Annotated in this window: 25 protein-coding genes; 22 read left to right on the top strand and 3 right to left on the bottom strand. The window is 69.5% G+C overall.

Annotated elements, in window-relative coordinates; translation table 11 throughout:
- Nucleotides 1–5: 5 nt before the first annotated feature.
- From ABZT93_RS03035 to ABZT93_RS03065, 7 genes are all read left to right on the top strand, one after another.
- Complete coding sequence (locus ABZT93_RS03035) at nt 6–1,247, top strand: histidine kinase (RefSeq protein ID WP_356098463.1); 1,242 nt, start codon at nt 6–8, stop codon at nt 1,245–1,247.
- Nucleotides 1,248–1,276: 29 nt separating this feature from the next.
- Entirely contained in the window at nt 1,277–2,077 is an 801-nt protein-coding gene (locus tag ABZT93_RS03040; protein ID WP_356097938.1) for a response regulator transcription factor, read from the top strand.
- 112 nt (nt 2,078–2,189) lie between these two features.
- Nucleotides 2,190–2,351, top strand: coding sequence for a hypothetical protein (locus ABZT93_RS03045; RefSeq protein ID WP_167368204.1), 162 nt, complete (start codon nt 2,190–2,192; stop codon nt 2,349–2,351).
- The gene (locus ABZT93_RS03050; protein ID WP_356098465.1) at nt 2,348–2,965 is read left to right on the top strand and encodes a pilus assembly protein TadG-related protein; all 618 of its coding nucleotides are present in this window, start codon (nt 2,348–2,350) and stop codon (nt 2,963–2,965) included. Before ABZT93_RS03045 ends, ABZT93_RS03050 begins: the two co-directional genes overlap by 4 nt.
- A 16-nt stretch (nt 2,966–2,981) precedes the next feature.
- Nucleotides 2,982–3,563, top strand: coding sequence for a hypothetical protein (locus tag ABZT93_RS03055; protein WP_356097940.1), 582 nt, complete (start codon nt 2,982–2,984; stop codon nt 3,561–3,563).
- Nucleotides 3,564–3,571: 8 nt separating this feature from the next.
- On the top strand, nt 3,572–4,204 hold the full coding sequence (locus tag ABZT93_RS03060; RefSeq protein ID WP_356097943.1) for an OmpA family protein: 633 nt from the start codon (nt 3,572–3,574) through the stop codon (nt 4,202–4,204).
- A 140-nt stretch (nt 4,205–4,344) separates the two neighbouring features.
- Nucleotides 4,345–4,683: a hypothetical protein gene (locus ABZT93_RS03065; RefSeq protein WP_356097945.1), complete on the top strand. Its 339-nt coding sequence runs from the start codon at nt 4,345–4,347 to the stop codon at nt 4,681–4,683.
- An 8-nt stretch (nt 4,684–4,691) separates the two neighbouring features.
- Here ABZT93_RS03065 and ABZT93_RS03070 read toward each other — a convergent pair whose 3' ends face one another.
- Both ABZT93_RS03070 and ABZT93_RS03075 read right to left on the bottom strand, forming a co-directional pair.
- A complete protein-coding gene (locus ABZT93_RS03070) occupies nt 4,692–5,123 on the bottom strand; it encodes a hypothetical protein (protein ID WP_356097948.1) in 432 nt (143 codons plus the stop codon).
- Between the two features lie 55 nt (nt 5,124–5,178).
- The gene (locus tag ABZT93_RS03075) at nt 5,179–5,499 is read right to left on the bottom strand and encodes a hypothetical protein (protein ID WP_356097951.1); all 321 of its coding nucleotides are present in this window, start codon (nt 5,497–5,499) and stop codon (nt 5,179–5,181) included.
- Nucleotides 5,500–5,768: 269 nt separating this feature from the next.
- On the opposite strand from ABZT93_RS03075, the gene ABZT93_RS03080 reads away from it, so the two are divergent.
- From ABZT93_RS03080 to ABZT93_RS03095, 4 genes are read left to right on the top strand one after another with little or no spacing between them, the layout of a single operon-like run.
- Nucleotides 5,769–6,275, top strand: a complete 507-nt coding sequence (locus ABZT93_RS03080) for an SseB family protein (protein ID WP_356097954.1) — start codon at nt 5,769–5,771, stop codon at nt 6,273–6,275.
- The gene (locus ABZT93_RS03085) at nt 6,272–6,856 is read left to right on the top strand and encodes a hypothetical protein (RefSeq protein WP_356097957.1); all 585 of its coding nucleotides are present in this window, start codon (nt 6,272–6,274) and stop codon (nt 6,854–6,856) included. Before ABZT93_RS03080 ends, ABZT93_RS03085 begins: the two co-directional genes overlap by 4 nt.
- Entirely contained in the window at nt 6,856–8,883 is a 2,028-nt protein-coding gene (locus ABZT93_RS03090) for a putative T7SS-secreted protein (RefSeq protein ID WP_356097960.1), read from the top strand. Before ABZT93_RS03085 ends, ABZT93_RS03090 begins: the two co-directional genes overlap by 1 nt.
- Nucleotides 8,880–9,917, top strand: coding sequence for a type VII secretion system-associated protein (locus ABZT93_RS03095; protein ID WP_356097963.1), 1,038 nt, complete (start codon nt 8,880–8,882; stop codon nt 9,915–9,917). Before ABZT93_RS03090 ends, ABZT93_RS03095 begins: the two co-directional genes overlap by 4 nt.
- Nucleotides 9,918–9,956: 39 nt before the next feature.
- Here the strand turns inward: ABZT93_RS03095 and ABZT93_RS03100 are convergent, their stop codons facing one another.
- Nucleotides 9,957–10,319 carry a DUF192 domain-containing protein gene (locus ABZT93_RS03100; protein ID WP_356097966.1) on the bottom strand — a complete coding sequence of 121 codons (363 nt, stop codon included), beginning with the start codon at nt 10,317–10,319 and terminating at the stop codon, nt 9,957–9,959.
- Nucleotides 10,320–10,418: 99 nt separating this feature from the next.
- Between ABZT93_RS03100 and ABZT93_RS03105 the strand changes: the two genes are divergently transcribed.
- The 11 genes from ABZT93_RS03105 to ABZT93_RS03155 all read left to right on the top strand — a co-directional run bounded on the left by ABZT93_RS03105 (nt 10,419) and on the right by ABZT93_RS03155 (nt 21,089).
- Complete coding sequence (locus ABZT93_RS03105) at nt 10,419–10,982, top strand: dihydrofolate reductase family protein (RefSeq protein ID WP_356097969.1); 564 nt, start codon at nt 10,419–10,421, stop codon at nt 10,980–10,982.
- Nucleotides 10,983–11,024: 42 nt separating this feature from the next.
- Entirely contained in the window at nt 11,025–11,897 is an 873-nt protein-coding gene (locus ABZT93_RS03110) for an LLM class flavin-dependent oxidoreductase (protein ID WP_356097972.1), read from the top strand.
- A 125-nt stretch (nt 11,898–12,022) separates the two neighbouring features.
- Nucleotides 12,023–12,811: a class I SAM-dependent methyltransferase gene (locus ABZT93_RS03115; protein WP_356097975.1), complete on the top strand. Its 789-nt coding sequence runs from the start codon at nt 12,023–12,025 to the stop codon at nt 12,809–12,811.
- Nucleotides 12,812–13,563: 752 nt separating this feature from the next.
- Nucleotides 13,564–14,337 (top strand): isoprenyl transferase, encoded by a 774-nt coding sequence (locus ABZT93_RS03120; protein WP_306976893.1) that lies wholly within the window; start codon nt 13,564–13,566, stop codon nt 14,335–14,337.
- A gap of 325 nt (nt 14,338–14,662) precedes the next feature.
- The gene (locus ABZT93_RS03125) at nt 14,663–15,988 is read left to right on the top strand and encodes a PhoH family protein (protein WP_356097978.1); all 1,326 of its coding nucleotides are present in this window, start codon (nt 14,663–14,665) and stop codon (nt 15,986–15,988) included.
- Nucleotides 15,989–16,379: 391 nt separating this feature from the next.
- Nucleotides 16,380–17,081 (top strand): transglycosylase SLT domain-containing protein, encoded by a 702-nt coding sequence (locus tag ABZT93_RS03130; RefSeq protein WP_356097981.1) that lies wholly within the window; start codon nt 16,380–16,382, stop codon nt 17,079–17,081.
- Nucleotides 17,082–17,088: 7 nt separating this feature from the next.
- The gene (locus tag ABZT93_RS03135; RefSeq protein WP_356097984.1) at nt 17,089–17,754 is read left to right on the top strand and encodes a transglycosylase SLT domain-containing protein; all 666 of its coding nucleotides are present in this window, start codon (nt 17,089–17,091) and stop codon (nt 17,752–17,754) included.
- Nucleotides 17,755–17,886: 132 nt separating this feature from the next.
- Nucleotides 17,887–19,242 (top strand): AI-2E family transporter, encoded by a 1,356-nt coding sequence (locus tag ABZT93_RS03140; protein WP_356097987.1) that lies wholly within the window; start codon nt 17,887–17,889, stop codon nt 19,240–19,242.
- Nucleotides 19,243–19,396: 154 nt separating this feature from the next.
- On the top strand, nt 19,397–20,215 hold the full coding sequence (locus tag ABZT93_RS03145) for a MarR family transcriptional regulator (protein ID WP_356097990.1): 819 nt from the start codon (nt 19,397–19,399) through the stop codon (nt 20,213–20,215).
- Nucleotides 20,216–20,257: 42 nt separating this feature from the next.
- Entirely contained in the window at nt 20,258–20,656 is a 399-nt protein-coding gene (locus tag ABZT93_RS03150) for a roadblock/LC7 domain-containing protein (protein WP_356097993.1), read from the top strand.
- A 4-nt stretch (nt 20,657–20,660) separates the two neighbouring features.
- Nucleotides 20,661–21,089 (top strand): hypothetical protein, encoded by a 429-nt coding sequence (locus ABZT93_RS03155; protein WP_355743634.1) that lies wholly within the window; start codon nt 20,661–20,663, stop codon nt 21,087–21,089.
- The last annotated feature ends 13 nt before the right edge of the window (nt 21,090–21,102 follow it).

The following is a 21,102-nucleotide window of genomic DNA, read 5'->3' on the forward strand; positions in this document are numbered from 1 at the left end:
AGGCCATGTGCCGCCAGGTCTTCGGCTTCCGTCTGGCGATGATCGCCCTGGCCGCCCCCGCCGCCCTCCTCAACGCCAACCCGGGCCTCGGCACCCGCCTGGTCGGCGCCGCGGTGGTCGTCACCTTCATGGTCTCGTACGCCCTCTTCAGGGACTGGGAACGCTTCGGCCCCCTCCTCCTGCGCCACCCCTCCCTGCTCGCCGCGGACACCCTCTTCGCCAGCCTCCTCCTGATCTCCGCGGGCCCCGACACCACGCTCGCCTACGTCAGCGTCTGCACCCCCCTCCTCGCCGGCATCGCCTACAGCTGGCGAGGCGCAGCGGTCTTCGCGTCCCTGCAGTCCCTGATCCTCCTCCTGGCCCAGACAGCCCTCCCGCACCCGAGCACCACCCCCGCGGACATCCTGTTGCTCCCCGGCTTCTGCGTGATCACGGGCGCGGTCGGCTCCACCCTGCGAGGCCTCCTGCTCCGCTTCGGCACCGCGACCCAGGCACTCACCGCGATGAAGGCCCGGCTGGCGGTGACGGAGGCGATCAGCGAGGAACGCGCCCGTCTGGCGAGGGAGATGCACGACTCGGTGGCGAAGACCCTCCACGGCGTGGCCCTGGCGGCCGAGGGCCTGGCGACTTCCGCAGCTGCCTCCGACCCGGACCCGGCCCTGCTCAAACAGCAGGCCGAACTCGTGGCCCGGGCAGCCCGCAGAGCGGCGACGGAGTCCCGTGAACTCCTCACCGACCTGCGCCGGGACCCGGCCCCCACGACGGACGTACTGGAGGAACTGGCCACCCGCACACGGAACTTCCGCGCCCGCACCACGCTCCCCACGAGCTACCGGGCGCCCAGCCGCCCACACCGCGCTCTCGCCGTCCCGCACCCCGTGGCCCGCCAACTCCTCACCATCACCGAGGAGGCGATGGAGAACGCCCACCGTCACGCCGAGGCCACCCGTATCGACGTCACGGCGGACATCGACACCGACGAGGAACTGCTCAGCATCAGCGTCCAGGACGATGGCCGCGGACTCCCCCCGGACACCACCCTCGACGAACTCCGCCGCTCCGGCCACTTCGGCCTGGTCGGCATGGTGGAACGGGCCGAGTCGGTGGGCGCCCATATCCACATCGGCGAGGGCGCGGGCGCGAAGGGCACGGAAGTACTCCTGCAACTGCCCCTGCCATCCCCGAATCCGCCCCGACCACCCGACGCCACGACGCCCCCACGCCCCGACGACCCGGTGATCCGATGAACCCTCACCCCACGAGAGGAGGCCGTGACATGCCGGACGACCCCCAGCACTCCTCCACCCCACCGATCGCGCTGTTCCCGACGGCCCCGGCCACCCCCGTCCGGATCGTCCTCGCCGACGACAACCCGGTGGTCCGAGCGGGCCTCACCGCCCTGCTCTCGGGCCGCGCCGACATCACGGTCGTGGCGGAGGCGGCGGATGGCCGGGAGGCGTACGAGGCCGCGAGCCGGCACCGTCCGGACGTGATCCTGCTGGACGTCCGGATGCCGGGCGTGGACGGGATCTCGGCGCTGCCGTACCTCGTGCCGATCGCCCCGGTGCTGATGCTCACGTACAGCGGCGAGCCGGAGACCGTCCAGGAGGCGCTGCGCAGGGGAGCCGACGGCTACCTCGTCCACGGTGAGTTCACGGCGGACCAACTCGTCGTGGCCGTACGGGACACCGCACAGGGCCGCACCCACCTCACACCGACGGCGGCGGGCGCCCTGCTGCTCCAGCTACGCGATGCGAATGCACACGCTGACCCTCATCTCCCGCTGCCTGCACAGCCAATTCCCCTCAAAGGGCTTTCGCAACTGCAACCATCTATGGCACAGTCGTCATCATCGGACAGGTCGCGTTTCCAACTCAGCGCGAGGGAGGCGGAGATCATGGACCTCATCGCATCCGGCATGACCAACCAGCAGATCGCCGCCGCCTGCTTCATCAGCGAGAAGACGGTCAAGAACCACATCAACCGCATCTTCGCCAAGCTCCACAGTACGAGCCGCTCCGAGGCCGCCGCGAAGTGGCTGGGCACGGCGCCGAGTTCGGGCCGAGGGGTGGGGTGAGCCGTGCCGAAGCGAGGTTGGGCCCGGATTTGGGCCCAGGGGCCCTGCGCCGATCGGGATCCGCAGGTCTACGTTCCGGTTGTCGATGGCGGCGACACCGAAGGGTCACACGATGAGCAACCGGTTCAACGACGACAAGGGTCAGACCGCGGTCGAGTACCTGGGCATCATCGCGGTGGTGGTGGCGATCGTGCTGGCGATCACGGGGACGGATATCGGCAACACGATCTACACCGCGATCGTGGACAAGGTCAACGAAGTCATCAGCGGCTGACCAGGCTTCGGAGATACGACGACGCAGGGCAGGCTTTCCCCATCTACATCACGGTGGTGGCGGGCCTGCTCTTTCTCGCGTTCGCCTTCCTGGCAGTCGGACAGGCCGCGGCGAACCGGAACGGCGCCCAGACGGCGGCCGACGCGGCAGCGCTGGCAGCGGCGCTGGACACGCGGGACAAACTCACCGACAAGTGGGTGGAGAACATCCTCGATCCCACCAAGTGGCAGGACATCTTCGACGGCGGGGGAGTGAACTTCGACGGTTGCGCACGGGCAGACGAACTGGCCGCGCAGAACGACGCCACCAGGTTGGGCTGTCAAGCGCTGGCGGGGCTGCCTCCTGGCTACACGGTCGAAGTCAGGACGAACAAGACCGTCGGTGATTCCATTGTCCCCGGCGTCGAGGGCAAGCAGTCGACCGAGACAGCCACGGCGGTCATCGACTCGGTCTGCCGGCCCGAACCGCCTGGTGAGGACGCGAACGCGGACGTGCTGCCGAAGCTCACCTGCAAGGGCGGTGTCGAGTGGAACCTGGACCCGGACGACCTCACGGATCTGCCCGGACCTGAGGACCTCTTCGACGTCCACCTGGCAAAAGCGAACGACGAGTGACGAAGGAAGCGGAGTGATGAGCATTCGGTTCACGGCGAAGGCCCGCAGGGGGATGGTCGCGTTGACGATCGTGGCCGGACTGGCCGTCGGTGTGGCCGGTTGCAGCAGTGGAGGGGACGACGACAAGAAGCCGGAGACGTCGGCGTCGGCCTCCCGCACGGGCGGGTCCGACCCGAGTACTCAGGAGGGCGAGTCCGACGAGCCGATGGCGGAGCTGAAGGGCTCGAGCGGGCTGCTGCTCCAGATCACATCGGCCACGCGAGACACCGGCGGCTTCGTCACGGTGAACGGCAACCTGAAGAACGACGGCTCCAAGCGCATCACCGTGCCCCCCGCTGTGCGCGGAGACGAGACGGAGATCCTTCGGCACGGCATGTCGCTCGGGGGCGCGACGCTGGTGGACGCCACATCGAAGAAGCGTTACTACGTGCTGCGCGACACGGACGGCCGACCACTGACGACGACCGGCTTCTCCTCGCTGCAACCCGGCGAATCCCTGGCCGTCTTCGTCCAGTTCCCGGCCCCCCCGACGAGCACGACCGACGTCACCTTCCAACTCCCCACCTTCGCCTCCGCCACCATCCAGATCTCCGGATGACGCCCACCATGACCGCCACCCGAACCCCACCCCGCCTGGCCCTGGCCATCACGGTCGCCTCGCTCATGGCGGCGCTGACCCTCACGCCCGCCCAGGCCGACGACGGCGGGCCCAGCGTGCCGCCGGGCACCGAACCCTCCGCCACCGCACCCGTCGAGGTGGACCCCAACGACCCCGATCTGAAGCTCCCCGAGGGCGCCACCCTCGCCGAACCGAAGGTCCTGGACATCAAGCAGGTCGTGGAGGACCAGAGCGGGGACGAACGGCGTGAGGACACCAACGCGGACGTGAAGTTCGCCCTCCAGGCAGAGGTTCTGTTCAGCAAGGACAGCGCGAAACTGAACGGCGAGGCGAAGGCCCGTATCTCCGCGATCGCGGCGGAGATCAAGAACCAGAACGCCACCCAGATCCGCGTCTTCGGCTTCACCGACAACCTCGGCAGCTACGCCCACGGCCTCACCCTTTCCCGCAACCGGGCCAACGCCGTACAGGACGTCCTCGACCAGGAACTCAAGGACTCGGGCATCACCTACGAGGTCCGCGGCTACTCCGAGGACTACCCCATCGCCTCCAACACGACAGAGGCGGGCCGCAAGAAGAACCGCCGGGTGGAGGTGTCGTTCCCGCGGGGGGAGAGCTGATCAAGGTTTTAGGGGACAGAGGTGCAGCCCAGTGGGAGGCAGTGGCCGGCGAAACTTTTTGCTCTCTCTCAACTGACAATTTGCGTGACAGAGCGAAAGTTCCGGCCGCCAAGGTGCGGACAGCAACATGGGGGTACGGCGTGTCGACCGGGACGGACATCGAGGATCCGGCGGCCCTGAACCGTGCGGGCACCGGGGCGCAGGACATGGCGGGCCGGACGCGGACGACCGGCGCCCACCCGGTGGACGAGACTCGTTCGGCGTCCAAGGACTTCGGCAGCGGGAACTGGGACGGGGGTTTCGGAGGAGCACTCAGCGGTCTCGCGGAGACCTGGTCGAGTCAGGTCGCCGCACTCGCGTCCAAGTGTGACGGCCTCTCCCGCCAGTGCGGCGGTTCGGGCCTGCTCTACCAGAGCACCGAGACGGTCAACACACAGACGATGCGTTCCCTCTCGGGTGAGCCGTCGCCCTTCGGCTGAATCTGCCCTCACCGGCCCACCGCCCACCGCGACTGCCACACCACGGGGAACCCACCGCAGCCATGCCCACGTACGAGCAGCTGTATCACCTCAATCTGAGCAACCTCAAAGCGGCCGCCGACCGTTGGCGGGAGACGGCCACCAAGTTCAAGGGCTTGCACACCGCGTACGGGGACGAGGTCGCGGCGCCCTTCAAGCAGGCCGGCTGGCACCAGCCCGCCCTGACGGCGGGCAAAGCCGCCAACGACGTGCGAGACGTGCATCAGGAGTTCGCGGACGCCCAGAAGGAAGCGGACGGCATCGCCGGTGTCCTCACGACCCTGCACGGCCTGCATCTCGTCCATGTTCTTGCCGCCGGAGAAAGGTGTTGTGTGCTTCTCGTTGAAGCACCGGTTCATCTCGACGTAGTCGTAGTCGATGTACTTGTCGCCCTCAGCCATATGCCCTTGCCCCCTGGTTACTACGTACATCGACGCGCATCCCGTTCATGGACCGCTACTGTCCGGCGTTCGGGAAACTCGCCTGCGCCGCGTAGTCCGAGTCCTGGTACGCCCCGTGCGTGTACTTCGTCTTGCGGCCGAACTCGTCCATGACCGAGTTGAGATACCTCACGACGTCCTCGACGTACGTCTTCATCTCGTTGTGGGCGTTGGCGAGCTTGTGCGCCTCGTCGAATCCGGTTCCGAGGGCGTCATCCGGGAGGTACGTGTGGGTCGCCGTGTCCGTGTTCGCCTTGCCGAGATCACTCAGCACCTGGTTCAGCGCGGTGACGGTCTTCTCGAGTTCTTCGAGATCGACGCTTACTTCTTCAGTCATGCCAAGCTCCCCGTTTGCTCAGTGGTGTCACTCACGGTCGTTCGCGTCGTGCACGCGTCCCGACCGGTGACAGACGCACCAAGTCTGACCTGCTCCGATTTCACAAGTGCGATTCAAAGCGGCGCGCGCACGCCCGTACCGGCTGGTAAAGGTGGGTGCGTGAGGTTCGCCGTGTGACTGCGTCAACGCATGCCATGCCCGGTTGGACCGGTACACGATCATCGTGATGTGCTTCGCGGACCAGATGAGCAGTCACGAGGTGACCACGCATGAAGGCGAATGCAGTCAGCAACACGAGAGTTGGCGTAGGCGCCCTCGAACGAGCAACGCTGACCGCCGAGATCCACGACCTGTACGACGGTCACGGCGACAGCGAGCGGCTGTTGGCGGCCTTCCGGGCGGCGGCACTGTATGTGCCGTTCGCCGAGGAAGCCGATGGCGCCGAGGACGCCGAAGGTGAAGCGATGTGCTCCGGCGAAGCCGACGGCGTCCGCTGGCTCTACGCCTTCACCTCCACCGCCGAGTTGGAACGATTCGCACGCACCCGCGCCGAGGCCGGTACCGACCCCGGGTGGGCGAGCGGCCGTATCCGCTACTGGACCGTGCTCGGCTCCCGGCTGCTCGACGTCGCCGTACCCGCCGCCGTCACGGAGACCCGGACCCCCACCGGGGTCGCGGTGGACGTGGGTGGCATCCGGCAGCTCCTCATGCCTCCGGTGTCCGGGGTCGTGCCGGACCGGGTGGCGGTCGATCTTCTTGACCTGGACCGCACATGAGTAAGGGCTACGGGGCGGACCCCGAGGTCCTCAAGCAGGCCGCTCAGGGCATCAACCAGACGATCGAGCAATTGCAGGCTGTCGGCCAAGTAGGCGGCGGCGCCGTCGGGTTCGGGTTCGACAGCCTGGCGCTGAGCCCGCTGCAGATGGGCCACGCCGGGCTCGCCAAGGCATTCGGAACCTTCGCGGAACGCTGGGAATGGGGTGTGAAGGCTCTGGTCGACGAGGGCAACGAGATCGCCGAGAAGCTCGATCTGTCGGCCGGTTACTACCACGAGGCGGAGGAGTACGGGGTCGGGGTGCTCAAGGACGTCGTCGTGGCCAACTACGGTGCCCCGACCGTCTCCAGCCAGGACGCCGCCCGGATGTCGTGGAGCCAGGTCGAGTCCGGGGCCGAGGATGCCTGGACGCCGGATCTTTCTCAGGAGTCGGCCTCCCGTGCCGTGCAGCAGATGGGCCAGAGCTGGCAGGAGACCGAGGAGGACCTGACCACCAGCGGCCAGTACGGCACGCAGCTGCGGGTCGGTGCGGAGTTCGTGCGGGAGTCGGTGGAGCCCGTCACGCACGAGGACGGTGCCTGATGGGCGTCCTGGGGGAGTTGGGGGACCTGGGCAACGGCATCAGGCAAGGACTCGCCGACGGAGTCAACGCGACCGCGGACGTGGTGGGCGACAGCCTGGACGTGGTCGGGCTGAAGTCCGTCGGGGAAAGGGTCCGTGACGGCGCCGAGTACGTCACCGGGGCGGTCGGCGCCGAGGTGCCCGAACGGGAGCTGGGGGAGACGGACCAGCCGGGTGAGCTGATCCACGGATCGACCGGGGACCTGGAGGACACGGTCCGGCATCTGAAGGCCTTCGCCTCCGCCTTCGAAAGCACCGGACAGGCGCTGAAGAAGCTCGACCCGGACCGCTGGACCGGCACGGCGGCCGACTCGTTCCGGGAGTCCTTCACCGCCCACCCCAAGCGGTGGCTGACCGCGGCCGACGCCTGTACGGCCGCTGCGGCCGCCCTGGCGGAGTACGCGCACACCGTCTCCTGGGCGCGCGGACAGGCGGCCGAGGCGATCGACAAGTGGCGTACCGCCGAGGCGAAGAGCTCCGCAGCCCGACAGACGTACGACCGGCAGGCGTGGGAGTACCAGCAGTACCAAGGCGTTCTGTCGCTCGGTGACACATCGCGCTCAGGTGCCCAAGTACCCATCGACCCGGGGGAGTTCGTGGACCCCGGTGAAGCAGGCCGCGACGCGGCCCGGGAGGACCTCAGGCGTGCCCGCCGCACACGGGACTCCGCCGCCGAGAACGCCGCGGCCAAGGTGACCGACGCCTTCGCGTCAGCCCCGGCCGAGCCCGGCAGCCTGGCCAAGCTCAAGGCCGGCCTCATGGACGGCACGAGGGCCGTCAACCTGGAGCTCGAACACTTCGCCGGCGGCTTCGTCCAGGGCGGCACAGGGCTGATCCGCATGGTGCGGACGGTCAACCCGATGGATCCCTACAACCTGACCCACCCCGCCCAGTACCTCCAGAACGTCTCCGTCACCGGCATGGGGCTGCTCACCGCCGTCAACCACCCGGTGCGCACCGCCAAGTCACTGGTCGGCTCGGGCTGGTCAAGCGACCCGGCCGAGGCACTCGGCACCCTCGTCTTCGACCTAGCGAGCGATGCGGTGACCGGCGGCGCGGCGACCGGGGTGGGCGCGGCCCGCCGCACCATGACCGCGGTCGCGGAGGACGCCCTGGAGACCGCGGCGGAGCGTGGCGCCCGTGGGGCGGTCGGGACGGCAGCCGAGGGCACCGGCGAGTCGGTCGGCAAAGCGGCGGCCAAGCAGGGCGGGCTGCCGGACGGCTGGACCGTCCAGCACGGTGAGGGGGCCGCGGATGCCGCGGCCGACGCCACCAAGGACGCCTCGCGCGGCAAATGGGACGCCTCCGCCTCCTCCGGGGAGGGCCCACCGGCCCCGGAAGCGGGGACGAAGAGCGCCGACCCATCACCGGGGGCGCCCGAGGACATCGCCCAGCACCGGGCAGCGATGGCTGACATCTCCGACGGAGCCGTCACCTTCGACAGCAACGCGGACGCCGCACAGTACGGCGCCAAGCACTGGAACGACTATGCGGAGAGCCTGCCTGACGAGCAGAAGGCAGCGGTGCACGACTACACGGGGCCCGAACACCACCGGATCAACGGGTTCCTGAGGGAGGGGGAGGGCGGCTACTACGACAGCCCGCAGGTGCGCCGACACGTCGAGCAGCTCGACAAGGCGCTCGCCGGGAACGCTCTTCCCGAGGACGTCGTCGTCCGCCGCGGCACCGGCCTGGAGCACTATCTGGAGAAGATGCGTTCCGCGCACCCGGCAGACATGATCGGCAAGAAGTTCACGGATGACGCCTACATGTCCACCTCATTGGGAGACGCCGTGTTCACGAACAAGGAGGCTGTCCTGCACCTGCGCGTGGCCGAGGGGACCCCGGGCCTGTATGTGGAGAAGGTGGGCCGCTACGGTGCCGACGAGCGTGAACTGCTGCTCGGCCGCGGCAACGAATACACGGTCACCGAAGCGTTCAAGGACGCGAACGGGCAGTGGCAGATCTACGGAAAGATCCATCGATGAGTGAACAGCGCGGGCAGGACGAGCACTCCGAGGAGAGGCCCTTCTCTCGGCTGGCGGGCGACCTGCAACCACGGCTGACCGGCGGCCCGGACGACTACGAGTTGTCTGCGGACGGTCCTGTGCAGTACGTGGTCGTGGCCAATATGGAAGGAATTCTGGGGGCGCTGTTCGCGTCGGATGCGGAGGGGGCCGTCTGCTACCTCGTGCGCGAGGAGCAGGGACCCGAAGCCAGTAATTGCACCGGCCTCTGGAGAGACCTGCGGCGATCCGCGAAACAACGGGGCCTCGCCCCGACCGAGGCATTGGCCGAGATGGTGCAGCAAGGCGGTTACCCCTTCCCGGGGCGGGCGCTGCCCGGTCCGTGGCAGGAGGCGCCCAGCCTGGCGGTCCTGAGGGAAGAGATCGTCGGCGACGGCAAGTGGCACCGCGAACCCCGCGATCTGAAGATCCATGCGTTCCCCGTCATCCCCTTCCGCGGCCCGAAGATGCTCGCACCCCAGGTGACCGAGGAGATGCGGCGTTCCGCCCGGCGTCAGCCCGGCAGGGTGATCTTCGCCATCGACCCGGCCTACACCAACCCGCACGGTGAGGTACCGGACCAAGGGAAGCTGGGCGGCTGGCCCATCGACGAGAACGGCGAGATCGGCGAGTTCCACTTCAACCCCGACTACGAGCCCACCCTCACCGCGCTGCGGTGGCGTGCTCCGGAGAATGACGTGGAACGCGCGTTGCAGGCATTCCGGGCTCGCCGAGGCACGGCCGAGGCATTCCTGGACGCCCTGCGTGCGGGCACCGTGCTGGTCTCCGTCGAGGCGGACGGCAAGCTCCGCTTCCGTGACGGCGACGACGGTGAGCGCCACCTGGACGTGTACACCAGTGCCTCCTACGTCCCGGACGACGGTCGGCAGGTACGCGCGATGAACGGCGGGGAGCTCGCCAAGGTCCTGTACGGCTGCTACGTGGCGGTCAACACCGGCAGCACTCTCAACCTGCGATTCCCGTCGGCCGATCTCGCGGTCAGCGCATTCGGATAAGTCGGCTGAGTCGCCCGAGGCGGCCGCCTCCACGCCCCGTCACTCCACCACGATCTCCACCCGCACCCCCACCCGAACCCCCCACCCCTCCATCACCCCCGCCCCCGCCTCCAGCACATGCCGGGACCGCACCCGCGGCAGCCCCAGTCGTCCCGGGCTCATCGTGCGTACGGCGATGACGCGGAGCCCGCGGTCGAGGTAGGCGACGTCGATGGGGAACCGCATGCGGAAGGTGTGGACACTGCCCGCGGGGGAGAGGAGCAGGGCCCCCTCGACGGAGTCCCGGCCGAGCAGCCCCTTCGTCCGGGCCCGGTAGGAGGCGGCGACCTCCAGCGGTACGGCGAGTTCCCCCCGCTCGCCGTGCACGATCAGCTGTCCCCGGCCGTCCTGCCAACGCCCCATCCCGGAGCCACCTTTCCGTCATGGCGTTCCCACGCCGTCCCCGCCGCTCCCGTTACCGTGGGATTCGATCCTCTCCCTACTGCCCAGGCCAGGTGTCGGATGCGGAAAATCGTCCTGATGATGGGGATGTCCCTCGACGGATACATCGAGGGCCCCGACCGCGACATCAGCTGGCACAGGGTCGACGACGAGCTGCACACCCACATGAACGCCACCATCGGGGCCGCGGGCGGCCTGCTCCACGGCCGGGTCGTCTACGAGCTCATGGCCGACTACTGGCCCACCGCCGACGCCGACCCCGACGCCCCCGCCTCCGTCCGGGAGTTCGCCCCGATCTGGCGGGACCTCCCCAAGGTCGTCTACTCCCGGACCCTCACGCACGTCGACTGGAACTCGACCCTCGTCCGTGAGGTCGTACCGGAGGAGGTGCGTGCACTGAAGGAGCAGCCGGGCGGTGACCTCCTCCTGGGCGGGGCCGGCTTGGGGGAGTCCTTTCTGCGGTACGGCCTCGTCGACGAGCTGCGGATCTACGTCCACCCCGTCCTCGTCGGCCGGGGCAAACCCCTCTTCCCGCGCACCGACACGCTGACCTCGCTCCGGCTCGTCGAGTCGCACACCTTCGGCAACGGCGTCGTACTGCTGCGGTACGAGCCGACGCCGTAAAGGAGTTGTCCCGGTCCCCGCGCCGTGGGTAGGAAGGTCGGCATGACCGGACTCGGCGCTGTGTTCCGTCCCCAACTCCCTCCCGAGCGGCTGCGGGCCCTCGCCCGGCTCGCCGACGAGACGGGGCTCGAGGAGCTCTGGCTGTGGGAGGACTGCTTCCGGGAGGGCGGGATCTCCACCACCGCCGCCGCCCTCGCGTGGACCGAGCGAGCGCGGATCGGTGTCGGCCTGCTCCCCGTCCCGCTGCGGAACGTCGCCATCACCGCGATGGAGGCGGCCACCCTGCACCGGATGTTCCCGGGACGGGCGGTCCTCGGCATCGGCCACGGAGTGCAGGACTGGATGGGGCAGGTGGGAGCGCGGGCGGAGTCGCCCCTCACCCTGCTGCGCGAGCATCTCCTCGCGCTGCGGGCCCTGTTGGCAGGAGAGCGCGTCACCACCCGCGGGCGGTACGTCACCCTGGACGACGTCGCCCTCGACTGGCCGCCCGACGGCCCCGTCGAGGTGCTCACCGGGGCCACCGGCCCGCGTACCCTCCGCCTGGCCGGTGAGGCCGCCGACGGCACGGTGCTCACTGCCCGCACCCCGCCCGAGGGTGTCCGCCGGGCCCGGCGGCTCATCGACGAGGGACGGCGGCAGGCGGGCCGCACGGACCCGCACCGGGTCGTCGTCTACCTCCTCACCGCCACCGGACCCGACGGGACCGCCCGGTTGCGGGCCGAACTCACCGACGAGGGCCTCGCCGACGTGCCCGACCTCGGGGTCGCGGGAGACGCGGATGCCGTGGCCGAGGCCGTCCGACGGCTCGCCGACGCCGGCGCCGACACGGTCGTCCTCCAGCCGACGGCCGACGAGCCCGAACCGGAGAGCTTCGTACGGTTCGTCGCGCAGGACGTCCGGCCGCTGCTGCCATGAAAGTGCACCGCCGCCGAAAGCGAGCGGTGCCGAAAGCGGGCGGTGTCGAAAGCGAGCCGTGCCGAAAGCTCGCGGCGCCGAAATTGAGCGGCGCCCACCCCCGCCCTCCTGCCATGATCGACCCCATGACCTCCCGACACGCCCGCACCTTCGAGGACCTGGTCGCCGAGGGCGCCGCCGTGCCCACCGAGGGCTGGGACTTCTCGTGGTTCGAGGGGCGGGCCACCGAGGCGCGGACCTCGTGGGGGTACGCGCGCTCACTGGCCGGGCGGCTGGCCGACGCCGCCGCCTCGCTCGACATACAGACCGGTGGTGGCGAGGTCGTGGACTTCGCCCTCGGGCTCGGGGTCAAGACGCCCCTGCTCGCCGCGGCCACCGAGGGCTGGCCGCCGAACGTCGCCAAGGCCACCGCGCTGCTGCGCCCGCGCGGCATCGTGGTCGTGGCCGCGGCGGAGGACGCGCCGCTGCCCTTCGCCGACGGCACCTTCGACCTCGTCAGCAGCCGGCACCCGGTCAACCCGCAGTGGGCGGAGATTGCCCGCGTGCTCCAGCCCGGCGGTACGTACTTCGCTCAGCACGTCGGCCCGCGCAGCGTCTTCGAACTCGTCGAGCACTTCCTCGGCCCGCAGCCCGCGGAACAGAGTTCGGACCGCCACCCCGACCGCGAACGCGCCGCCGCGGAGGCAGCGGGACTGGAGATCGTCGACCTGCGCGCCGAGCGGCTGCGGATCGAGTTCCTCGACATCGGCGCCGTCGTGCACTTCCTGCGCAAGGTGGTGTGGATGGTCCCCGGTTTCACCGTGGCGGAGTACGAGCCCCTGCTGCGGTCCCTGCACGAGCGGATCGAGGCCCAAGGCCCCTTCGTCGCCCACAGCAGCCGCCATCTCGTCGAGGCGCGCAAGCCGGCTGCCTGACGTTCCCACCCGTGAGGGCGGCCAGGCAGGCCCCAGATAGCTGCAAAGCGGACAATGAGTGCACGGTGGGCCGATCTGCCCCGCATATCCATGGTCTTCACGGGGTTTCCACATCGTTATCCCAGGCAGCTCGCATCCTGGTCTCGACTGACGTAAATTCAAGGCGAGGCAATTCGCGTCAGCAAAGCTGCGCGGTGGCACCGCGCAGAGGAGGGGGCTGCGCGGTGCCGCGCCCACTTCCCGGCGTCAAAGAAACGTTCCGACCCGGAGTCACCCACGCGGGCGACGCCCCACGCCCCCATGATTCCGCCGCGATTCGGCCATGAAACCCCCATGAACAGGGCTTCGACCGGCCACCGCGGCGTCGCCGCGCGACTCCGGAGAGTAGTTGTGGCACGCCGATGCACGCACCATCCCTCACGAAGGGTTATGGTGGAAACCCCCCCTCGGGCCGGTCCGTCTCCCCCCCACGGACCGGCCCGTTTTTTGTGCCCACGGCCCGCGGCTCCCGCGCATCTCCCGCTTCTCCCGCGTCCCCGCTTCTCCCGCGCACGAGATGCGCATGACAGCGGCGGCCGGGGTACCCGCCAGGGCGCGGAGTCCGGTACGGCAGGCGCTCCGCGGCAGGGGCGCGAGCGGTCCCCGACGACCCGCTCCCGCCCATGCAGCAGAAGGCCCCGCGCAGTTGGCGCCCGGAACCCCCGGTACGCTCTAGCCGCGGGGACCGCCATCTCAAAGGGGCTGACTTTCACGTGAACCTGCGCGACAAGCTGCGCGGCCTGCTGGTCAGGCTCTACGCACGCCGGGTGGAGGGCCACCTGGACCACGCCCAGGTGCCCAAGCACATCGGTGTCATCGTGGACGGCAGCCGGCGCTGGGCGAAGGCCGCCGGTTCCACCCCTGTCGACGGCCACCGCGCCGGCGCGGAGAAGATCGAGGAGTTCCTCGGCTGGTGCACCGAGACGGACGTCGAGGTCGTCACCCTCTGGCTGCTGTCGACGGACAACTTCAACCGCCCGCCGGAGGAGCTCGGCCCCCTCCTCGGCATCATCGAGGACGTCGTGCGCACCCTCGCCGCCGACGGCCGCTGGCGCGTCCACCACGTCGGCACCCCCGACCTGCTGCCCTCCCCGATGCAGACGGCGCTGAAGGAGGCGGAGGAGTCCACCGCCCACGTCGACGGAATACTCGTCAACGTCGCCATCGGCTACGGCGGCCGCCAGGAGATCGCCGACGCCGTACGGTCGATGCTGCTGGACGCGCACGACAAGGGCACCTCGATGGAGGAGCTGGCCGAGGCCGTCGACATCGACATGATCGGCCGCCACCTCTACACCGGCGACCAGCCCGACCCCGACCTGGTGATCCGTACCAGCGGCGAGCAGCGGCTGTCCGGATTCATGCTGTGGCAGACCGCCCATTCGGAGTACTACTTCTGCGAGGTCTTCTGGCCGGCCTTCCGGAAGGTCGACTTCCTGCGTGCGCTGCGCGACTACGCGGCCCGCCACCGGCGCTACGGCGGCTGACGGGCGCCGTACAGAAGGAGCCCGACTACCCCGTTTTGGGGCGGAAGTAACAGGGAGTTCACCAGCGCGCCGTCATATGCGTCGGCATGGCAGCGCATGTTCGAGGGCATAAGCCAGTCAGGTCGATGCCCGAACCACGGGTGTCGGATCTCAGCGGGCGGCACGGGGCCGTCCGCCCGGGAGGCCCTTTGCACCAGCTCGACCGTGCGGTCTCAGCACGGAAGAAGCAGTGGAGGGCCGGTCCCCGGCCCGTGCAAACGGGTCGTCGACCGGCCCAGCTCCACTCCGTCGCTCCCCGACCTCATCCGAGGGGGTACGTCCTTCCGTGGTGACCAGCACAAAGCGCCGTATGCCTGACCGGCGCACCTATGTTCTCGACACCAGCGTCCTGCTGGCCGACCCGAACGCCCTGAGCCGCTTCGACGAGCACGAGGTCGTGCTCCCCATCGTCGTGGTCACGGAGCTGGAGGCAAAGAGGCACCATCCCGAACTCGGCTACTTCGCCCGGCAGGCCCTTCGGCTGCTCGACGAGTTCCGGGTGAGGTTCGGCCGCCTCGACGCCCCCATCCCGATCGGGGAGCTGGGCGGGACCGTCCGTGTCGAGCTCAACCACTCGGACCCCAGCGTGCTGCCCAGCGGCTACCGCCTGGGGGACAACGACTCCCGCATCCTCGCGGTCGCCCGCAATCTGCAGGCCGAGGGATTCGACGTCACAGTCGTGTCGAAGGACCTCCCGCTCAGGATCAAGGCGTCCTCGGTCGGTCTCCTCGCCGAGGAGTACCGCGCCGAGCTCGCCATCACGGACTCCTCCGGCTGGACCGGAATGTCCGAACTGACCCTGCCCGGCGAGCAGGTGGACATCCTCTTCGAGGAAGGCCACGTCTACGTCCCCGAGGCCTCCGAGCTGCCCGTGCACACCGGGCTGACCCTGCACTCCGAGCGCGGCAAGGCGCTCGGCCGGGTCGCGCCCGACGGCAACATCCGCCTGGTGCGCGGCGACCGGGAGGCGTTCGGCATCAAGGGCCGCAGCGCGGAGCAGCGCATCGCGCTGGACATCCTCCTCGACCCGGACATCGGGATCGTGTCCATGGGCGGCCGGGCCGGCACCGGAAAGTCGGCGCTCGCGCTGTGCGCGGGCCTGGAGGCGGTCCTGGAGCGCCGCCAGCACCAGAAGGTCATGGTCTTCCGTCCGCTGTACGCGGTGGGTGGGCAGGAGCTCGGTTATCTGCCGGGCTCCGAGTCCGAGAAGATGAGCCCCTGGGCGCAGGCGGTCTTCGACACGCTGTCCGCGGTCACCAGCCGCGAGGTCATCGAGGAGGTCACCGCGCGCGGCATGCTCGAGGTCCTGCCGCTCACCCACATCCGCGGCCGCTCGCTCCACGACGCGTTCGTGATCGTGGACGAGGCGCAGTCCCTGGAACGGAATGTGCTTCTCACCGTTCTGTCCCGAATCGGCGCGAATTCACGGGTCGTTCTGACCCATGATGTGGCCCAGCGGGACAATCTGCGGGTGGGGCGGTACGACGGTGTGGTCGCCGTGGTGGAGAAGCTGAAGGGGCACCCCCTCTTCGCCCACGTCACGCTGACGAGGTCCGAGAGGTCCCAGATCGCGGCCCTTGTGACCGAAATGCTCGAAGACGGCCACATCTAAGGCAATCCTGGGTCACCCAGGGCCAGTTGGCGCCGTCCGGAAAGGCCAAGAGCCTAGCCGGGCGGCGCCTTCGCGTGTCGAGGTTTCTCGAAATCCCTGGGGTCAAACGGGATGTGAGCTTTCACACGCAACTCAGAATTGCCACCCGGCGTCCGGTTACGGCAGAGTCTCGGTTCTGTCAGGCCCCGCATACGGCACACCTGTACCCCCAGCGGTACGGCACCACAGCAACACCACCAACTCCATAGTCGAAGCCGTATGCCGCCCGCGCACCACGCGGCGCTCCCCGCAAGGGAGTTGCCCATCGGGCCCGTGCCTCCCGTGACCCCGTTAGTTGGGAGGCCAGTGTCTAGGGGCACGATTGCGTCCGCCAGGGTCACCGAAGCGGGCGATGCTGGAAGGAAACCGTGTGAGCCCGATTTCGGTCCGGGGATTCGCAGTGGCCTCAGCCACCGCGGTCACCGCTGTGGGAAGCGTTGTCGGAGTTGCCTCCGGCAGTGTCGCGCAGCCGAACGACGCCGAGGCGACGGCAGCCGGCACGACGCTCCTGGCGGACATCCCCGCGGGTGAGCAGGCTCAGGTGCAGACCGCGTCCCTCACGCAGCAGGCCGACACACAGGCCATTGCCGCGGACGCGAGCGCCAAGAAGGTCGCGGAGGAGTCGGCCCGCAAGGCCGCCGCCAAGTCCGCGATCGAGAAGAAGGAGGCCGCCGAGCAGGCGGCCAAGGAAGCCAAGGAGCGCGCCGAGGCCAAGGAGAAGGCCAGCAGGAGCGCCTCCAGCTTCCCGGTGCAGGGCTCGTACACCGTCGCGCAGATCCAGGCGATGGCTGCCTCGATGGTGCCGAGCGGCCAGTTCCAGTGCTTCAGCAACATCGTGGACCACGAGTCCAGCTGGAACTACCGGGCCGTCAACGCCTCCTCCGGTGCCTACGGTCTCTTCCAGGCCCTGCCGGGCTCCAAGATGTCGTCGGTCGGTGCCGACTGGCAGACCAACCCGGCCACCCAGATCAAGTGGGGCCTCAACTACATGGACAGCCGGTACGGCAGCCCCTGCGAGGCCTGGTCGTTCTGGCAGGCCAACAACTGGTACTGAGCCCGGTATGAGCCGGAACTCCGCGCGGGGGATCGCCGTGGTCTCGGCCACGGCGGTCACCACGGTCGGTGCCGTCATGGGAGTCGCCCAGGCGGGCACCGCGCAGTCCGGCGACGACGCCCAGGCCCCGGCCGGCGACACGACACTCCTCGCGGACATACCCGCGGGCCGGCAGGCCCAGGTGCAGACGGTCGCGCTGACCCGGCAGGCCGACACGCAGGCCGTGGCCGCGGACGCCGTAGCCAGGAAGTCGGCGGAGGAAGCGGCCCGCAAGCAGGCGGCCGAGGCGGCGCTGGCCAAGCGCAAGGCCGCCGATGCGAAGGCGAAGCAGGAGCAGCAGGCCAAGGCCGCCTCCGGCGACTTCCCGGTGCAGAGCTCCTACACGGCCGCGCAGGTCCAGGCGATCGCGCGCCAGATCGTGCCCGGCGGGCAGTTCCAGTGCTTCAGCAACATCGTGGACCACGAGTCCACCTGGAACTACCTGGCCGTCAACCCGGCGTCCGGCGCCTACGGTCTCGTACAGGCCCTGCCGGGCTCCAAGATGTCGTCGGTCGGTGCCGACTGGCGGACCAACCCGGCCACCCAGATCAAATGGGGCCTGAACTACATGAACGTCCGGTACGGCAGCCCCTGTGACGCCTGGGCGTACTGGCAGGCCCACGGCAACTACTGATCACGGACCGTCCGGCCGCTCAACCCTGCGCAGCCCCTCCCCGTCCTAGGGGGAGGGGCTTTCGCCATGTACGGTCGGACCGGACGACTCCAGGGGGGAGTGGTGAGGAGAGACGGGGGAAGAGGACGGATCATGTCGCGAGTGCCAGGGTGGATCGGCCGGCTCGGTGCCCGGCTGACCGATGTGGGAGAGCGGTTGGACGAGCGCCGCGCGGAGGTGGCCCGCGAGGAGGCCGAGGCCGACTCGGCCGAGGCGCCCGAGCGCAAGCGCGGGCCGAAGACGCCGGCCGGTACGGCCTCCCGCCCGCCCGTCGTGCTGGTACCCCGCCCCGACCCGGCGCAGGCCGTGCCGTGGGGCGTACGGGTCGCCGCCGAGGCCGGCTGGCGGCTCCTGGTCCTCGCGGGCACCGTCTGGGTGCTGATGCGGATCATCAGCTCCGTACAGCTCGTCGTCTTCGCCTTCGTCGTCGCCCTGCTCATCACCGCGCTGCTTCAGCCGACCGTGGCCCGCCTCATGCGGCACGGCGTCCCGCGCGGCCCCGCCACGGCTCTCACCGCGATCCTGGGCTTCGTCGTGATAGGCCTGATGGGCTGGTTCGTGACCTGGCAGGTCATGGAGAACATCGACGACCTCTCCGACCAGATCCAGAGCGGTATCGACGACCTGCGCAACTGGCTCCTGAAGAGCCCCTTCCACGTCACCGACAAGCAGATCAACCAGATCGCCAAGAACCTGCGGGACGCGGTCGGCGCCAACACCGACCAGATCACCTCGGCGGGCCTGGAGGGCGTCCAGGTCGTCGTGGAGGCCCTCACCGGCATCCTGCTGACCTTCTTCTCCACCCTCTTCCTGCTCTACGACGGCCGGCGCATCTGGCAGTGGACGCTGAAGCTGGTCCCCGCCGCCGCCCGTCCCGCCGTGGCCGGCGCGGGACCGCGCGCCTGGCGCACCCTGACCGCCTACGTCCGCGGCACGGTCCTGGTCGCCCTCATCGACGCCGTCTTCATCGGCATCGGCATCTACTTCCTCGATGTCCCCATGGCCGTCCCGCTGGCCGTCTTCATCTTCCTGTTCTCCTTCATCCCGCTGGTGGGCGCGGTCGCCTCCGGCGCGCTGGCGGTTCTCGTCGCGCTGGTCACGCAGGGCGTGTTCACCGCGGTGATGACCCTCGCGGTGGTCCTCGCCGTCCAGCAGATCGAGGGCCACATCCTCCAGCCGTTCATCCTCGGCCGCGCGGTGCGCGTCCACCCGCTCGCGGTCGTCCTCACGGTCGCCACCGGCGGCATGGTGGCCGGCATCGGCGGCGCGGTGGTGGCCGTACCGCTGGTGGCGGTGACGAACACGGTGGTGAGCTATCTCAAGGCCTACGCCGAGGAACAGGCGGCGCCACCCGAGGACGAGATCGAGGACGAGGTCGTCACGGCCGGGGAGAGTCCGGAAGAAGAGCCTCCGGACCCTGAAAAACCTGTCTCGGATTCGGTCAATTGAGCGCCGAACACAGTGTTTTGAGCAGCCCGCAGGCTCAACTTCCGTCAACTGACGGCAGGTAGGAAACCCGCCCCCGGAATATGCGCCGACACTGATACACCTTCCCTCCTCAGCGCTACGCGTCAGGCGTATGTGCGAGACGGCGGGGGGTGTGATGTCGGGCCACGAACACCTGGCACAGGCCCTGGCCGCGTGCGGCCGTGACGGCTTCACCGGAGAGCTGCGGATCACCGGCGTGCCCGGCGGCACCTTCCACTTCGGGGACGGCCGGGTGGTCGCCGTCGAGTCGCCCGGTGCCCCGGGCCCCGAGGCGCTGCTGCTGCGCTCGGGGCGGGTCAGCGGCGAGCAGTGGGCCGAGCTGGTGCGGGAGTCCGGCGGCTCGCGCTGGCCGGCCACCGCGCTCATCGCGCACGGCTACGCGGGGGCCGCGCAGCTGCGGGTGGTGTGCGCGCTGGCCCTGCACGACGCCGCGTTCGCGATGGCCGCGGGCCAGGTGCAGGAGTGCGAACGCCGAGCCACCGTGGAACCGTTCGCGCAGGTCCCGATGGGTGAGCCGCCCCTGCGGCTGCTCCAGGACGCGCTCCGCAGACTCACCGCCCTCGCCACGCTGCCGCACCCCGTGCACCCCGAGCGGGAACGTCCGGTGCGCTCGGGCAAGGACAGCGGATCCGGGTCCCTGCAACGCGAGCTGCTCACGCACGCCGACGGCCGCAGCACGGCCCGCGACCTCGCCTTCCGGGTCGGGCGCGGTGTCTACACCGTGTCGGTCGAGGTGGCGCGCATGCTCGACGAAGGGCTCCTGGTGTGTGCGGGACCGTCCGCGCCGGTCGCGGTCCGCTCCCTCCCCGACGGCGAAGAACTCCGCCCCCGCAGGCCCACACCCGCGGAGCAGCCCCCGTCCTCGGCGAGAACCGATCTGCCCCGCCGAAAACCCGGCAGCTTCTTCCGACTCCGAAATGGAACACCCACATGAAAAAGCCGATCAGACACGAACAGAATCAGGGGAGTTGACTCCATGGATCACAAAGCGCTGGCGCTCGAGATGCGCGGTCTGCGCGAACAGGTCACCGGAATCACGGACACCGCGGTGGCCGCCGCCGACGGGCTGCTCATCGCCGCGGACACCGCCGACTCGATCGACCCGGAAGGGCTCGCCGCGCTCGCCGCGGCCGGCCTCGGCGTCGCCCGGCGCACCGCCGGGGCCACCGCCCGGGGCACCCTGCGCCGCACGGTGACGTACGGCAGCCACGGCTGCGCCGCCTTCTACGCCGTCGGTGAGACGGCCCTGATGGTCGTGCTCGGCGACGAGGGCATGGACGTGGACCACCTGCACCGGGCGACCCAGCCGACCCTGAACCGGATCGGCTCGATCCTCACCGACAAGGCGCCCCAGAAAGCACCAGAAGGAGTCTGAAGGGATGGCGACGAAGCGCATGGCCACAGGTTTCTCCGACCAGGTGATGGGCCTGGTCAAGTCCCTTCGTACCGACGCCCCCGACTGCGTCGCCTCCGGCGTGGTCGACATGTCCACCGGCATGCTGCTGTCGTACGAGACCGTCGAGAACCACCCGCCGGAGGTCCTGGACCTCCTGGCGGGTGCGACGCTCGACCTGTTCCAGGGCCGTACGGTCGTGATGATCGAGGACGTCTTCAAGGAGCGTCGGGGGATCGCCAGCGACAACCACTTCTTCCAGGAGATCCTGGTCAACAGCGAGAACCTCACGCACCTGTTTGTGCGGCTGGTCGAACAGCAGGACGTCGTGGCCGTCGTGGTGTGCCGCAAGTCGGTCAACGTCGGCATGCTGTTCGCCCAGGTCCGGCGGGTGGTGAAGGAGTACAGCCTCTGAGCGGACGCCCGGC

This window comes from Streptomyces sp. NPDC005303 (assembly GCF_040607335.1).
Classification (GTDB): domain Bacteria; phylum Actinomycetota; class Actinomycetes; order Streptomycetales; family Streptomycetaceae; genus Streptomyces.

Excerpts from the sequence above, each read along its gene's own strand:
- ABZT93_RS03155 (WP_355743634.1), top strand. The coding sequence starts at position 20,661 with ATGGCGACGAAGCGCATGGCCACAGGTTTCTCCGACCAGGTGATGGGC.
- ABZT93_RS03090 (WP_356097960.1), top strand. The coding sequence starts at position 6,856 with ATGGGCGTCCTGGGGGAGTTGGGGGACCTGGGCAACGGCATCAGGCAA.
- ABZT93_RS03040 (WP_356097938.1), top strand. The coding sequence starts at position 1,277 with ATGCCGGACGACCCCCAGCACTCCTCCACCCCACCGATCGCGCTGTTC.
- ABZT93_RS03130 (WP_356097981.1), top strand. The coding sequence starts at position 16,380 with ATGCTGGAAGGAAACCGTGTGAGCCCGATTTCGGTCCGGGGATTCGCA.
- ABZT93_RS03070 (WP_356097948.1), bottom strand. The coding sequence starts at position 5,123 with ATGGCTGAGGGCGACAAGTACATCGACTACGACTACGTCGAGATGAAC.
- ABZT93_RS03135 (WP_356097984.1), top strand. The coding sequence starts at position 17,089 with ATGAGCCGGAACTCCGCGCGGGGGATCGCCGTGGTCTCGGCCACGGCG.
- ABZT93_RS03080 (WP_356097954.1), top strand. The coding sequence starts at position 5,769 with ATGAAGGCGAATGCAGTCAGCAACACGAGAGTTGGCGTAGGCGCCCTC.
- ABZT93_RS03045 (WP_167368204.1), top strand. The coding sequence starts at position 2,190 with ATGAGCAACCGGTTCAACGACGACAAGGGTCAGACCGCGGTCGAGTAC.
- ABZT93_RS03085 (WP_356097957.1), top strand. The coding sequence starts at position 6,272 with ATGAGTAAGGGCTACGGGGCGGACCCCGAGGTCCTCAAGCAGGCCGCT.
- ABZT93_RS03140 (WP_356097987.1), top strand. The coding sequence starts at position 17,887 with ATGTCGCGAGTGCCAGGGTGGATCGGCCGGCTCGGTGCCCGGCTGACC.
- ABZT93_RS03110 (WP_356097972.1), top strand. The coding sequence starts at position 11,025 with ATGACCGGACTCGGCGCTGTGTTCCGTCCCCAACTCCCTCCCGAGCGG.
- ABZT93_RS03095 (WP_356097963.1), top strand. The coding sequence starts at position 8,880 with ATGAGTGAACAGCGCGGGCAGGACGAGCACTCCGAGGAGAGGCCCTTC.
- ABZT93_RS03075 (WP_356097951.1), bottom strand. The coding sequence starts at position 5,499 with ATGACTGAAGAAGTAAGCGTCGATCTCGAAGAACTCGAGAAGACCGTC.
- ABZT93_RS03035 (WP_356098463.1), top strand. The coding sequence starts at position 6 with ATGTGCCGCCAGGTCTTCGGCTTCCGTCTGGCGATGATCGCCCTGGCC.
- ABZT93_RS03055 (WP_356097940.1), top strand. The coding sequence starts at position 2,982 with ATGAGCATTCGGTTCACGGCGAAGGCCCGCAGGGGGATGGTCGCGTTG.
- ABZT93_RS03060 (WP_356097943.1), top strand. The coding sequence starts at position 3,572 with ATGACCGCCACCCGAACCCCACCCCGCCTGGCCCTGGCCATCACGGTC.
- ABZT93_RS03105 (WP_356097969.1), top strand. The coding sequence starts at position 10,419 with ATGCGGAAAATCGTCCTGATGATGGGGATGTCCCTCGACGGATACATC.
- ABZT93_RS03115 (WP_356097975.1), top strand. The coding sequence starts at position 12,023 with ATGACCTCCCGACACGCCCGCACCTTCGAGGACCTGGTCGCCGAGGGC.
- ABZT93_RS03150 (WP_356097993.1), top strand. The coding sequence starts at position 20,258 with ATGGATCACAAAGCGCTGGCGCTCGAGATGCGCGGTCTGCGCGAACAG.
- ABZT93_RS03145 (WP_356097990.1), top strand. The coding sequence starts at position 19,397 with ATGTCGGGCCACGAACACCTGGCACAGGCCCTGGCCGCGTGCGGCCGT.
- ABZT93_RS03100 (WP_356097966.1), bottom strand. The coding sequence starts at position 10,319 with ATGGGGCGTTGGCAGGACGGCCGGGGACAGCTGATCGTGCACGGCGAG.